This window comes from Streptomyces sp. URMC 124 (assembly GCF_051386455.1).
GTDB lineage: Bacteria > Actinomycetota > Actinomycetes > Streptomycetales > Streptomycetaceae > Streptomyces.
In genome coordinates this window covers 1-11,968 of the sequence record NZ_JBPQTS010000019.1, presented here as the reverse complement: position 1 = coordinate 11,968, position 11,968 = coordinate 1, and the positions used below count along the sequence as shown (strand labels likewise).

Below are 11,968 nucleotides of genomic sequence, written 5' to 3'. Positions count from 1 at the left end.
GTCGGCACCGGTCCCGTAGGGGTCCTGGTACCGGGCGCAGGCCGAGGCCCAGTCCAGGTGCCCGCGGACGAAGTGGCCCAGGGCCACCAGGTAGCAGCGCAGTTCCACCCCGGCCCGGGGCCAGATCTGCTCGCGTAAGCGCAGGAAGAGCGTCATGACGCGGTCGCGCATCGCCATGGCCTCTTCCTGGGCGCGGGCGGGCTCCCAGCCCCGTTCCTGGGCGAGGACGTCGATCAGGTTGAGGTTGTCACCGGCACGCTGGATCTCCTTGTTCCGTGAGTAGAAGTCGTTGTCCCAGGCGACGAGCGTCCAGGTCATCTCGGTGAGGGCGCGGACCTCGGGCCGGTCCAGGTCACGGTCGTCGAGTTCGTATCCTCCTGCGATGTCCATCAGGGCCGTGGAGGGCGCCATGCCGATGGCGCGCATCCACATCGCGGCGTAGTCGTTCACGGACGGCAGCGCCCGGTCGCGGCGGCAGGCGGCCTCCCACACCAGGCCGGAGAGGTAGGTGCGCATGCCCTCGGTCCAGTGGCGCAGCTGGCGCGGTGTCGCGTGCCCGGCCAGCTCCAGGCGGACGGCCCGCAGTGCCGCGGCGTGGGGCGTGTCATCCGGCCACTCCGGCGTCGGCGCTTCCAGGACGCGCATGATGCGCGAGGTCGTGTGCGCCAGCCCGTGGGCGGTGGCGGTCGACTCGTCGCACAGGGCGTCGTCCAGGGAGAAGAGCACGGCGTGGAGCTTGGCGACGACGGTGAGCGGTCCGGACTGGCCGTAGGGCATGGTCCGGGCCGTGAGCCCGCCGAAGTCGCACCGGGCGAGGCGCTGCTGCTGGTGGGCTGAGGTGTCCAGCTGCCGCTGGAGCATCCAGTCGACCGAGATCCGGTCGAGCTCCCGGACGCATGGGTGCACCGCAGGCGGTATCGGGCAGTAGAAGGGCACCATCTCCAAGGGCTGTACTGATATGCGATCTCGCACGCCCGTCACGGCGCCTCCCCAGGCCGACTCGCAGCGTTCCTGTCCGCTTTTGCGCGGTACCTGCCCAGGGTGGACCGGGGATAACCCGCGGCGCATACCCGGTCACACCTTTCCAGCGCGGGATGCAAGGCTCACTTCGGATCGTTTCTGACTGAACCAGGCCAAAGGAGCTTTTCTGATGAGTGGCGGCGGTGGATTATTGCACCTTGATGTCAGAGTTTTTTCCTCACGATCCTCTGCTGTTCGAAAACCTAAGGGTTGGCCGGATCCCGCTCGTGCGTCACACGGACGGATGATCGACGATCTACGGCGCCGGTGACCGCTCGGGCCCAGGAGGCACGCGATGACGACCCAACCGCCGGACGGCCCGTACGCCCGGCCGCTGAACCGGCCCTGGCCGCGGGCGGCCGCGGCGGTGGCCGCGGGAGCGCTGCCCGCCCTCACCTTTCCCACCCCTTCGCTGTGGTGGCTGGCCTACGTCGCCCTCGTGCCCTGGCTGTCCCTGATCCGCACGGCACCCGGCGCGCGGCGGGCGGCGCTCGACGGCTGGCTCGGCGGTGGCGGATTCCTGCTCGCGGTGCACCACTGGCTGCTGCCGAGCCTGCACGTCTTCATCCTGGTGCTGGCCGCGCTGCTGGGACTGCTGTGGGCGCCGTGGGGCATGCTGGTCAAGCGACTGCTGGGCGGTTCCCCGGGGCCCGCGCGAGCCGCCGCGGCCCTTCTCGTCATCCCTTCCGGCTGGTTGATGGTCGAACTTGCCCGTTCATGGGAGTATTTGGGCGGTCCGTGGGGTCTGTTCGGGGCGAGTCAGTGGCAGGTGCAACCCGCTCTCAAGCTCGCTTCCACGGGCGGGATCTGGCTGGTTACTTTCCTCCTCGTGGCCCTCAACACCGCCGTTTCCACGGCTATTTGGGCTTCTCGCGCGCGTATCACCGGACTAGTCGGCCTGGTGGCGTGCGCAGCGGCCGTCGCCGGAGTGTGGCTGTGGGCCCCTTCGCCGCGCTCCGCGGGCACCGTCCGGATCGCCCTCGTGCAGCCGGGCGTCGTCGACGGGACGGGCAGCGTCCAGCGCCGCTTCGACCGCCAGGAAGAGCTCACGAGGAAGCTGGCCGGGCAGCACGTGGACCTCGTCGTGTGGGGCGAGAGCGGCATCGGCGGCGACCTCGCCCGGTACCCCGCTCTCCGCAACCGGCTCACGGCGCTCTCCCGCACGGTGGGGGCGGACCTGCTCGTCAACGTCGACGCGCGCCGCTCGGACCGGCCCGGCATCTTCAAGAGCTCCGTGCTCGTCGGGCCCGACGGGCCGACCGGGGACCGCTACGACAAGATGCGGCTCGTGCCGTTCGGGGAGTACGTGCCCGCGCGGTCGCTGCTCGGCTGGGCCACCTCCGTGGGCAAGGCGGCCGGCGAGGACCGCATGCGGGGCGAGCACCCGGTGGTGATGCGGCTGCCCGCCTCCCCCTCCGCACCCGAAGGCCTGCGCATCGGCCCGCTGGTGTGCTTCGAGTCGGCCTTCCCCGACATGAGCCGGCAACTGGCCCGCGACGGCGCCCAAGTGATCGTCGCGCAGTCCTCCACCTCCACCTTCCAGCGCAGCTGGGCCCCGTGGCAGCACGCCTCGCTCGCCGCGGTCAGGGCGGCGGAAACCTGGCGCCCGGTGGTGCACGCGACCCTGACGGGGGTGAGCACGGTCGCCGGGCCGCGGGGCCGGACGGTCGGCGCTCCGCTCGGCACCGACCGCAGCGAGGCCGTCGTCCGCGAGGTGCCGCTGGCCGGCGGCACGAGCCCCTACGTCCGGTACGGGGACTGGGTGGTCCTCGTGTCCGCGGCGGTGGTCCTGTGCACGTGCGCCGCCGAGGGCGTCCGCCTGGCCCGGCAGAAGGTCAGGAAGCCTGCTCCAGGGCGTCGTTGACGATGCGCTCGCACAGGGCGTGCGTGGCCAGCGCGTCCTCGGCGTCCAGCAGCTTGCCCGCCCGCACCGCGTCGAGGAAGGCGAGGACGGTCTGCTCGATACCGCGCTGCCGGGAGACGGGCACCCAGTCGCCGCGCCTGCGGACGCTGGGCTGCCCCTTGTGGTCGATCACCTCGGCGAGGTTGACGACCTGCCGCTTGGTGTCCTGCCCGGAGACCTCCAGGACCTCCTCGGTGGAGCCGCTCATCCGGTTCATCGAGCCGATGGCCGTGAAGCCGTCGCCGGAGAGCTGGAGGACGACGTGGTGCATGAGGCCGTCGCGGATCCGGGCGCGCACGTCCACGTGGTCGACGGGTCCCGGAGCGAGGAAGCGCAGGGTGTCGACGACGTGGATGAAGTCGTCGAGGACGAGCGTGCGCGGGTCCTCCGCCAGCCCGATGCGGTTCTTCTGCATCAGGATCAGGTCGCGCGGGTGGTCCAGGCACTGGGCGTAGGACGGCGCGTAGCGGCGGTTGAAGCCGACCATCAGGCTGACGCCCCGCTCCCGGGCGAGGCGGACGAGCCGCTCGCTGGTGGGGAGGTCGTAGGCGAGGGGCTTGTCGACGTAGACCGGCACGCCCGCTTCGAGGAGGCGGGTGACGAGCTCGGGGTGGGCCGCGGTCGCCGCGTGGACGAAGGCCGCGTCGAGGCCCGCCGCGAGGAGCGAGTCGAGGTCGGTGTGGCACCGGTCCGCCGGGATGCGGTGGGCCTCGGCGACGCGCGCGAGGGTGGCGGAGGTGCGGGTGTGGAGGTGCAGGTCGAGGCCGGGCAGTGCGGCGAGCACCGGAAGGTACGCCTTCTGTGCGATGTCCCCGAGCCCGATGCAGCCGACCTTCACAGTGCCTCCCTGGTGGGTACCTGATGCGTACCTGTTGCGTACCTTCGTTTGGGAAGCATACGGCCGTACGGAAGGGCGCCGGTCGGCGGCTGCAGAAGCAGGGGGTGGCGGCGGAAGCAGGGGTGTGCGGGCCGGGGAAAACCCCTGGCGCGGGGCTGATCGCGGGCGCGAGGATGGCCGCCATGACTACTTCCGAGCGTCTCAAGCCCCCCACCATCGCCGACGAGCGCACCAGCCTGGAGAGCTGGCTCGACTTCCACCGCGCCACGCTGGCCATGAAGTGCGAGGGCCTGGACGAGGCGCAGCTGCGCGAGGCCTCCGCGCCGCCGTCCGGGTTGTCCCTCATGGGTCTCGTCCGGCACATGGCCGAGGTCGAGCGCCACTGGTTCCGCCGGTGCCTGGCCCGCGAGGAGGCCGGGCCGATCTACTACACCGACGAGGAGCCGGACCGGGACATCGAGGTCACGGAGGCGGACAGCTGGGAGGAGGCCTACGCCACCTGGCAGGCGGAGATCGCCGCGGCCCGGGAGGCGGCGCGCGGACGCTCGCTGGATGACCGCGGCTTCGCCCCGCACCGCAACAAGGAGTTCGACCTGCGGTGGATCTACATCCACATGATCGAGGAGTACGCGCGCCACAACGGCCACGCCGACCTCATCCGCGAGCGGATCGACGGAGCGACCGGGTCCTGAGCGCGGCCGGACGCATGATCGCGCGTCACCCGTGCGGGTAATTCCCAATGCGGACGGCCGCACAGCAGAGTTGAGCGAGTGCATCGACTGCCTGCAGTGACGGTCATGGCGGCGGCGGTGGCGCTGGCGGCCGCCGGGTGTGTGTCCGTCTCCCAGCCGCCCGCCTCCCACTCCCCGCCCCACCCGCCGGGCCACTCCCGGACGGGCGAGCTGCTGCCCGGCCCCGCCCGCGAGGACCTGATCACCACCGGGCCCGACGGGGCGCGCACCCCCACGGCCCCCGGGCAGGACCCGAGAGCCGCCACGGTCGGCGGCGCCTCGGGGCCCGAGGGCGCGCTCACCCCCTCCGGCCGCTCCGGCGGCCGCGACCACCGCGGCGGATCCGATCCAGCGGACCCCTTCGACTTCGGCGATGCCCCGGGACCGTCCGACGACGGAGCGGAGCCGTCGCGCTCCTCCGGCTCGCCCCGGCTCTCGCACCCGCCCCGCAGAGCCGGCCGCACCTGGGCCTCACCGGACCGGCCCGCAGGCGCCACCACCGGCACCCGCGCCCGCACCCCGTGCCCGTAACAACAACGTCTGCGCGCTGGGCAGGGAGCACGGCCGCTGGCAGCAGGGAGGCGACGCCTCACGGATCTGCGACTCGGTCTACGGGCACTGACGCGCCACCGCGGCGGCCGGAGCCCGGGGCACGAACACAGGGGCACGGAGCACGGGGCACGGAGCACGGGGCACGGAGCCCGGGACACGAACACAGGGGCACGGAGCCCGGGGCACGGAGCCCGGGGCACGGAGCCCGGGGCACGGAGCCGGGGCCTACGGGCGGGGAACCCCGCCCGCGGCCCCCGGCCGGGACCGGGTCAGAGGGCCGGCACGGACGCCAGGTCCGGGATGCGCCAGTCGATCGGCTCGTGGCCCTGGGCGGCGACCGCCTCGTTGATCTGGCCGAAGGGGCGGCTGCCGAAGAACTTCTTCGCCGACAGCGGCGAGGGGTGGGCGCCCTTGACCACGACGTGCCGGCTCTCGTCGATCAGCGGCAGCTTCTTCTGGGCGTAGTTGCCCCAGAGGACGAAGACGGCCGGGTCGGGACGGGAGGCCACGGCGCGGATGACCGCGTCGGTGAACTTCTCCCAGCCCTTGCCCTTGTGGGAATTGGGCTCCCCGCCGCGGACCGTCAGCACGGCGTTGAGCAGCAGGACGCCCTGCTCGGCCCACGGCTGGAGATAGCCGTTGTCCGGGACGTCGTAGCCGAGCTCCTCGCGCATCTCCTTGTAGATGTTGCGCAGGGAGGGCGGGGTCTTCACCCCGGGGCGGACCGAGAAGCACAGGCCGTGGCCCTGGCCCGCGCCGTGGTAGGGGTCCTGGCCGAGGATGAGGACCTTGACCTTCTCGTACGGAGTGGCCTCCAGGGCTGCGAAGACCTCCCCGCGCGGCGGGTACACCGGTGCCTTCGTGCGCTCCTCCTCCACGAAGTCGGTGAGCTCCTTGAAGTAGGGCTTGTCCAGCTCCTCGGCGAGGACACCGTGCCAGGACTGGGGCAGCACGTCGGTGACGGTCACGTCAACAACCTCCGGGGTTCGTTCCGTTCTCGGGTGAGAACTTACCGGCGACCACTGACAACGGCCGACGCCCGCCCCCGGCCCCGGTGCCGCCCGGCCTCAGAACCCCGCGTTGAGGAAGATGCCGCCGTCCACCACGAGGGTCTGCCCGGTGATCCACCCGGCCGCGTCCGAGAGCAGGAACGCGGCCGCTCCCCCGATGTCCTCGGGGACGCCGAGGCGCCCGAGCGGGTACGAGGCCACGACCTCCTCCTCGCGCCCCTCGTACAGGGCGGCCGCGAACTTCGTCTTGACGACGGCCGGTGCGATGGAGTTGACCCGCACCGCCGGGGCGAATTCGTGCGCGAGCTGCAGCGTGAGGTTGACCATCGCGGCCTTGCTCATGCCGTACGCCCCGACGAAGGGGGAGGCGGAGATCCCGGCGACCGACGCGATGTTCACGATCGCACCGCCGTTGTCCTTCTGCCACGCCCGCCACGTCTGCTGCGCGAAGCCCAGCGCGGAGATCACATTGGTCTCGAAGACCTTGCGGGCGACACCCAGGTCGAGCTCGGCCATGGGACCGAACACCGGATTCGTCCCGGCGTTGTTGACCAGATAGTCGACGCGGCCGAACTCCTCCATGGCGTGCCGCACGGCGGCGGCCTGGTGGGCCTCGTCGTGGGCCTTGCCCGCGATGCCGATCGCCCGGCCGGCGCCGAGGGACTCGACGGCCTGCTTGAGGGTGTCCTCGTTGCGCCCGGTGATCACGACGCGGTCGCCGCGGGCGACGAGCGCCTGCGCGATGCCGTAGCCGATGCCGCGGCTCGCGCCCGTGACGAGGGCGACCTTGCCCGTGTCCTGCCGCCCGGCCTGCTCCTGCTGCTCCTGCTGCTGTGCGGTCATCTCGGTGCTTCCTGTCAGTTGAGCGGTCCGCCGGCCACGTACAGGACCTGTCCGGAGACGAAGCCCGCCTCCTCGCCGGTGAAGAAGGCGACGGCGTTGGCGATGTCCTCGGGCTCGCCCACGCGCGCCACCGGGATCTGGGTCGCCGCGGCGGCCTTGAAGTCCTCGAAGCCCATCCCGAGGCGGGCCGCGGTGGCGGCCGTCATGTCGGTGGCGATGAAGCCGGGGGCGACGGAGTTGGCGGTGATGCCGAACTTGCCCAGCTCCTTGGCGAGCGACTTGGTCAGCCCCTGCACGCCGGCCTTGGCGGCGGCGTAGTTGGCCTGGCCGCGGTTGCCGAGGGCGGAGCTGCTGGAGAGGTTGACTATGCGGCCGAAGCCCGCGTCCACCATGTGCTTCTGGCAGGCGCGCGACATCAGGAACGCGCCCCGCAGGTGCACGCTCATGACGGTGTCCCAGTCGCTCTCGCTCATCTTGAACAGCAGGTTGTCACGGGTCACGCCCGCGTTGTTGACGAGGATGAGCGGCGCGCCCAGCTCGGCGGCGATCCGGGTGACGGCGGCGTCCACCCGGTCGGCGTCGGAGACGTCGCAGCCGACGGCGAGGGCCCGGCCGCCCGCCGCGGTGATCTGCTCGACGGTGCCCGCGCAGGCCTCCTCGTCGAGGTCGAGGACGGCGACCGCACGGCCCTCGCGGGCCAGGCGTACGGCGGTCGCGGCACCGATGCCGCGGGCCGCGCCCGTGACGACGGCCACGCGCTGCTCGGGCTTGGGCATACGGGGATCTCCTCACCTCGAAGGCGGCCCCCCGCCCGGCGCCGGCCGGGCAGGTGAGCAACCGCTTAGTAGCTTCGGCGGATCAGACGCTAGAAGCCCCGCCACCCGCTGTCAACGCCTTCCGGCCCGCCCTTGCCCCTCACCTCACCAGCAGGTCCAGCAGCCGCTCGGGCTCGCTCTCAGGATCCGCCGTCAGACCCGTGTGCACGGGGCCGGGCTGCACGACCGTGCTGCGGGGGGCGATCAGCCAGCGGAAGCGGCGGCCCGGGTCGTCCCCGGCGGCCTGCCCGGCGCGCTCCCCGCCCAGGCAGACGCCCTCGACGGCACACAGCGCGGCCCGCACGCCGGCCACGTCCGCCGTGGGGTCGAGGGCCAGCAGCCGCGCCTCGTCCAGATGGACGCGGGCGGCGACGTAGCCCTTGGCCTGGCAGTAGACGACGACGCCGGCGTTGATCTGCTCACCACGCTCCACGCGCGGGACGACCCGCAGCAGCGCGTACTCGAAAACTTCGCGTCCGTTGTGGCGCCCGGTCACTTCCCGGCCCTTCCGTCGAGCCTGACACGCACCCACTCCGGCGCCTGCGAGGGCTTGTCCTTGCTGCGTTCCCCGACCGTGATCCGGTCGCCGATGCTCCGTGCCCGCTCCAGCAGCACTTCGACGTAGGCCCGGCGCACCGCGTCGGGGCCGTCGAAGCCCGGCTCGTCCGCGAGCCACTCGTCGGGCACGTCGGCGGCGACCTCGGTCAGCAGTTCCTCGGTGACGAGCGGCGCGAGCCCGGCCGCGGCCGCGGCGAGGTCGGGGCCGAAGGTGGCGAGGACGTGGTCGGAGGCGTCGTAGGCCTTGCCGGCGGCCGCGGCGGCGCCCGGCCAGTTGTGGTGCCAGATCATGGTGGCGCCGTGGTCGATGAGCCACAGCTCGCCGTGCCACACGAGCAGGTTGGGGTTGCGCCAGGAGCGGTCGACGTTGTTGATGAGGGCGTCGAACCAGATCACGCGGCCGGCCTCGGCCGCCGCGACCTCGAAGGCGAGCGGGTCGAAGCCGAGCGCGCCGGGCAGGAAGTCCATGGCGAGGTTGAGCCCGCCGCTGGCCTTGAGCAGCCCTTGCACCTCCTGGTCCGGCTCGCCCCGGCCGATGACCGGGTCGAGCTGGATGCGGGCCAGGTCCGGGACGCGCAGGCCGAGGGCGCGGCCGAGCTGCCCGCAGATCACCTCGGCGACCAGCGTCTTGCGGCCCTGTCCCGCGCCGGTGAATTTCATGACGTACGTACCGAGATCGTCGGCCTCGACGATGCCGGGGAGCGAGCCGCCCTCACGCAAGGGCGTGACGTATCGGGTGGCTGTGACTTCGGGGAGCATTGCCCCAGGCTACTGCGGGTCTTCGGCCGCCCTTTGAACGCGGGCGGCGCCGGCTCCGTACGACTCCCCGAACCTGCACGTTCAGAGGAGCGAACATGAACCACACGTCACGGGCCGCTTCCACCGGATTGGCGGCTTCCACCGAGACCGACGGACCTTCCGGGCCCTCCGGGGTCTCGGGACCGGCCGCGACCCGCGCCGCGCGCGGCTCGACCCGCCGCGGCGTCGTCGCGGCGGCCGGAGCCGCCGGTCTCGTCACCGTCCTCGCCGCGTGCGGCGGAGGGGACGACAGCGGTAAGGGCGGGGACGGGAAGGGGGAGGCCGAGGGCGAGCTCGCGAAGGCCGCGGACATCCCGGAGGGCGGCGGCAAGGTCTTCCCGGACAGGAAGGTCGTGGTGACCCAGCCGGCGAAGGGCGAGTTCAAGGCCTTCTCGGCGGTCTGCACCCACCAGGGGTGCGTGGTCAAGGAGGTCTCCGGGGGCACCATCAACTGCCCGTGCCACAACAGCAGGTTCCGCATCGCGGACGGGAGCGTGCAGGCCGGTCCGGCGCAGCGGCCGCTCCCCGAGGAGCAGGTCTCGGTGCGGGACGGCTCGCTGCACCTGGGGTGAGGCCGGGCCTCAGTCGCTGCGGGGCGTGCTCCGCCAGCCGCGCAGGAGGGACTCGGTCGTGGTGATGGTGGCGACGAGCGCCAGGGTGTGGCTGACCATGGCGGCGGTGTAGTCGGCGGGCACACCGGCGATGGCGTCGGCGGGGACGACGGCCGTGTAGCCGAGGTTGACGGCGTCGAAGACGGTGTTGGGGACGGCCACGTTGGCCGAGACGCCGGTGACGACGAGGGTGCGGCAGCCGAGGTTGCGCAGGAGGGCGTCCACGCCCGTGCCCGCCAGGGGCGAGAGTCCGTGCAGCCGCCGGACGACGAGGTCCGCGTCGCCGACCGGGATCGGGTCGGCGACGCGGACCGCGCGGGTGCCGGTCAGCTGCTGCACGGGCAGCCGCTCGGCCGCGCGGAACAGGCGGGCGTTGCGGCTGGCGCCGCGGCCGTCGGGGCGGCGTTCGGCGATGGCGTGCACGACCTGGACGCCCGCGTCGTGCGCGCCCGCGACCAGGCGGGCGACGTTCACGAGGGCGCCGGAGGCGCGGGCGGCGGCGGCGAGCTCGGGCAGGGCGCTCTCGGGGCCGACGACGCCGCGCTGGCACTCGACGGTGAGCAGCACGGTCGTCGCGGGGTCGAGCCGCTCGGCGGACGGGTCCGGCGGCGCCATGCCGGTCGCTCCCTCCTGGGGCCGGTGTCCGGCGGTGAGGGCCGGGCCGCGTGAGGGTAGCGGGCATTGCGCCGGCGGGGAAAGGGCCCCACACTTTCTGACGCATAGTCAGGCAGAGGTGTGCGGGGAGGGCGCGGGGATGGTCACCACCCAGCGGCGGGGCCGCCGGATCATGATGACGCGGCCGGAGCTGGACGCGTTCCTCGCCGGGCAGCGCACCTGCCGGGTGGCCACGGTCGGGCGGGACGGGCGTCCGCACCTCAGCGCGCTGTGGTTCGTCTGGGACGGATCCGCGGTGTGGCTGTACTCGATCGTCCGCAGCCGCCGGTGGGCGGAGCTGCGGCGCGACGCACGGATCGCGGTGCTCGTGGACGACGGGCGGGAGTACGGGGAGCTGCGCGGGGCGGAACTGTCGGGCACGGCCGCCTTCGTCGGCGAGGCCCCGCGCACGGGCGAGCCCTGCCCGGAGCTCGCCGCGCCGGAGGCGCTGTTCGCCGCCAAGTACTTCGGCGGCCTGCCCGCGATGCCGCACGACGGGCGCCACGCCTGGCTCCGGTTGACCCCCGAGGCGATCGTGTCCTGGGACTTCCGCAAGCTGCCGGGCCGCTAGCGGCAGGTCGTGGGCGGCTAGGCGGAGCCCGCCATCTCCTCCCCCGCCGTCCGCAGCGCCTCGACCGCGGCGCGGATGGAGGGCCGCCGGTCGGCGTCCGCGCGCCAGATCGCGTAGACGTGGCGGCGCACGGTGTGCCGCACCGGCACCACACGCACGCCTTCCGGGACCGGACCACGCCCGAGCCGCGGGGCGACGGCGACGCCCAGCCCGGCGGCGATCAGGGCGAGCTGGGTGTGGTGCTCCTCGGCCATGTGGGAGATGCGGGGCTCGATGCCCTTCCCGCGCAGGGTGAGCATCAGCCAGTCGTGGCAGAACTCGCCACGGGGCCAGGAGACCCAGTCGTCGTCCGCGAACTCCTCCAGGTCGACCAGCTCCCGGCCGGCCAGCGGGTGGTCCACCGGCATCGCCACGTCGGCGATGTCGTCGAGGATCGGGGCCTTGGCCAGCCCGTCCGGCATGGGCAGCGGCTTGTTGTACCAGTCGAGGACGACCGCGACGTCGATGTCGCCGCGGACCACCCGGGGCACGGCCTCCTCGGGCTCCATCTCCTCCAGCCGGGCCCGCAGCTGGGGGTGGGCGCCGCGCAGCCCGGCGAGGGCGGCCGGGAAGAGGCCGCGGGCGGCCGTGGGGAAGGCGCCGAGGAGCAGCTCGCCGACGGCCTGCCCGCGCTGCGCCTCCAGGTCGGCCTGGGCGAGCTCCACCTGCGAGAGGATCCGTGAGGCGTGGTCGGCGAGCAGCCGGCCGGCGTCGGTGAGCCGCACGCCGCGGCCGTGCTTGGCGAGCAGCTGCTGGCCGGTCTCCCGCTCCAGCTTGGCGAGCTGCTGCGACACCGCGGACGTCGTCACGTGCAGCCCGTCCGCCGCGGCACTGACGGAGCCGTGACGGGCGACGGCATTGAGGGTGCGCAGACGCTCCAGGTTCAACATATAAGCAACTCTACGCGATGGCCTGCACTTATATTTACTTGTTCTAAAGATGGATCGGCGGCCATTCTTATGGTCATGCGCACCACTGCAAGCTCCGGCTCCTCCGGTTCCCCGGCCCCCTCAGCCCCCTCCGCC

Annotated in this window: 13 protein-coding genes and 1 pseudogene; 5 read left to right on the top strand and 9 right to left on the bottom strand. The window is 72.9% G+C overall.

Translation table 11 applies throughout. From position 1 onward, the window contains the following. Positions 1–168: 168 nt before the first annotated feature. A pseudogene (locus ACSNOG_RS06145) lies at positions 169–777 on the bottom strand (terpene synthase family protein); the annotation flags it as partial. 538 nt (positions 778–1,315) lie between these two features. Between ACSNOG_RS06145 and lnt the strand changes: the two are divergent. Continuing rightward, positions 1,316–2,884 carry an apolipoprotein N-acyltransferase gene (lnt, locus tag ACSNOG_RS06140; protein ID WP_436751505.1) on the top strand — a complete coding sequence of 523 codons (1,569 nt, stop codon included), beginning with the start codon at positions 1,316–1,318 and terminating at the stop codon, positions 2,882–2,884. Here lnt and ACSNOG_RS06135 read toward each other — a convergent pair. Next, positions 2,856–3,761: a Gfo/Idh/MocA family protein gene (locus ACSNOG_RS06135; protein WP_436751504.1), complete on the bottom strand. Its 906-nt coding sequence runs from the start codon at positions 3,759–3,761 to the stop codon at positions 2,856–2,858. The two genes, lnt and ACSNOG_RS06135, sit on opposite strands and share 29 nt — an antisense overlap. A 182-nt stretch (positions 3,762–3,943) precedes the next feature. Between ACSNOG_RS06135 and ACSNOG_RS06130 the strand changes: the two genes are divergently transcribed. Together ACSNOG_RS06130 and ACSNOG_RS06125 are read left to right on the top strand one after the other, a co-directional pair. Next, positions 3,944–4,453 carry a DinB family protein gene (locus ACSNOG_RS06130; RefSeq protein ID WP_436751503.1) on the top strand — a complete coding sequence of 170 codons (510 nt, stop codon included), beginning with the start codon at positions 3,944–3,946 and terminating at the stop codon, positions 4,451–4,453. A 78-nt stretch (positions 4,454–4,531) separates the two neighbouring features. Beyond that, positions 4,532–5,023: a hypothetical protein gene (locus tag ACSNOG_RS06125; RefSeq protein WP_436751502.1), complete on the top strand. Its 492-nt coding sequence runs from the start codon at positions 4,532–4,534 to the stop codon at positions 5,021–5,023. 290 nt (positions 5,024–5,313) lie between these two features. Here ACSNOG_RS06125 and ACSNOG_RS06120 read toward each other — a convergent pair whose 3' ends face one another. The 5 genes from ACSNOG_RS06120 to ACSNOG_RS06100 form a co-directional block, all read right to left on the bottom strand. Further along, positions 5,314–6,012: a uracil-DNA glycosylase gene (locus ACSNOG_RS06120; RefSeq protein ID WP_436751501.1), complete on the bottom strand. Its 699-nt coding sequence runs from the start codon at positions 6,010–6,012 to the stop codon at positions 5,314–5,316. A gap of 99 nt (positions 6,013–6,111) precedes the next feature. Further along, entirely contained in the window at positions 6,112–6,897 is a 786-nt protein-coding gene (locus tag ACSNOG_RS06115; RefSeq protein ID WP_436751500.1) for an SDR family oxidoreductase, read from the bottom strand. 14 nt (positions 6,898–6,911) lie between these two features. Beyond that, positions 6,912–7,673, bottom strand: a complete 762-nt coding sequence (fabG, locus tag ACSNOG_RS06110; RefSeq protein WP_436751499.1) for a 3-oxoacyl-ACP reductase FabG — start codon at positions 7,671–7,673, stop codon at positions 6,912–6,914. A gap of 139 nt (positions 7,674–7,812) precedes the next feature. Beyond that, the gene (locus ACSNOG_RS06105) at positions 7,813–8,208 is read right to left on the bottom strand and encodes a DUF3037 domain-containing protein (RefSeq protein WP_436751498.1); all 396 of its coding nucleotides are present in this window, start codon (positions 8,206–8,208) and stop codon (positions 7,813–7,815) included. Continuing rightward, on the bottom strand, positions 8,205–9,029 hold the full coding sequence (locus ACSNOG_RS06100; RefSeq protein WP_436751497.1) for a HipA family kinase: 825 nt from the start codon (positions 9,027–9,029) through the stop codon (positions 8,205–8,207). The genes ACSNOG_RS06105 and ACSNOG_RS06100 overlap by 4 nt, the downstream gene beginning before the upstream one ends. 95 nt (positions 9,030–9,124) lie before the next feature. On the opposite strand from ACSNOG_RS06100, the gene ACSNOG_RS06095 reads away from it, so the two are divergent. Further along, positions 9,125–9,640, top strand: coding sequence for a Rieske (2Fe-2S) protein (locus ACSNOG_RS06095; RefSeq protein WP_436751496.1), 516 nt, complete (start codon positions 9,125–9,127; stop codon positions 9,638–9,640). 9 nt (positions 9,641–9,649) lie between these two features. Here ACSNOG_RS06095 and ACSNOG_RS06090 read toward each other — a convergent pair whose 3' ends face one another. Beyond that, positions 9,650–10,294, bottom strand: coding sequence for a cysteine hydrolase (locus ACSNOG_RS06090; RefSeq protein WP_436751495.1), 645 nt, complete (start codon positions 10,292–10,294; stop codon positions 9,650–9,652). A 139-nt stretch (positions 10,295–10,433) separates the two neighbouring features. On the opposite strand from ACSNOG_RS06090, the gene ACSNOG_RS06085 reads away from it, so the two are divergent. After that, the gene (locus ACSNOG_RS06085; RefSeq protein WP_436751494.1) at positions 10,434–10,904 is read left to right on the top strand and encodes a pyridoxamine 5'-phosphate oxidase family protein; all 471 of its coding nucleotides are present in this window, start codon (positions 10,434–10,436) and stop codon (positions 10,902–10,904) included. 17 nt (positions 10,905–10,921) lie between these two features. Here ACSNOG_RS06085 and ACSNOG_RS06080 read toward each other — a convergent pair whose 3' ends face one another. Beyond that, on the bottom strand, positions 10,922–11,833 hold the full coding sequence (locus ACSNOG_RS06080) for a LysR family transcriptional regulator (protein ID WP_436751493.1): 912 nt from the start codon (positions 11,831–11,833) through the stop codon (positions 10,922–10,924). Positions 11,834–11,968: the final 135 nt, after the last annotated feature.

What these genes read in the sequence shown, in the direction of transcription:
- ACSNOG_RS06095 (WP_436751496.1), top strand. Translation starts at nt 9,125, where the DNA reads ATGAACCACACGTCACGGGCCGCTTCCACCGGATTGGCGGCTTCCACC.
- ACSNOG_RS06115 (WP_436751500.1), bottom strand. Translation starts at nt 6,897, where the DNA reads ATGACCGCACAGCAGCAGGAGCAGCAGGAGCAGGCCGGGCGGCAGGAC.
- ACSNOG_RS06080 (WP_436751493.1), bottom strand. Translation starts at nt 11,833, where the DNA reads ATGTTGAACCTGGAGCGTCTGCGCACCCTCAATGCCGTCGCCCGTCAC.
- lnt (WP_436751505.1), top strand. Translation starts at nt 1,316, where the DNA reads ATGACGACCCAACCGCCGGACGGCCCGTACGCCCGGCCGCTGAACCGG.
- ACSNOG_RS06085 (WP_436751494.1), top strand. Translation starts at nt 10,434, where the DNA reads ATGGTCACCACCCAGCGGCGGGGCCGCCGGATCATGATGACGCGGCCG.
- ACSNOG_RS06090 (WP_436751495.1), bottom strand. Translation starts at nt 10,294, where the DNA reads ATGGCGCCGCCGGACCCGTCCGCCGAGCGGCTCGACCCCGCGACGACC.
- ACSNOG_RS06130 (WP_436751503.1), top strand. Translation starts at nt 3,944, where the DNA reads ATGACTACTTCCGAGCGTCTCAAGCCCCCCACCATCGCCGACGAGCGC.
- fabG (WP_436751499.1), bottom strand. Translation starts at nt 7,673, where the DNA reads ATGCCCAAGCCCGAGCAGCGCGTGGCCGTCGTCACGGGCGCGGCCCGC.
- ACSNOG_RS06100 (WP_436751497.1), bottom strand. Translation starts at nt 9,029, where the DNA reads ATGCTCCCCGAAGTCACAGCCACCCGATACGTCACGCCCTTGCGTGAG.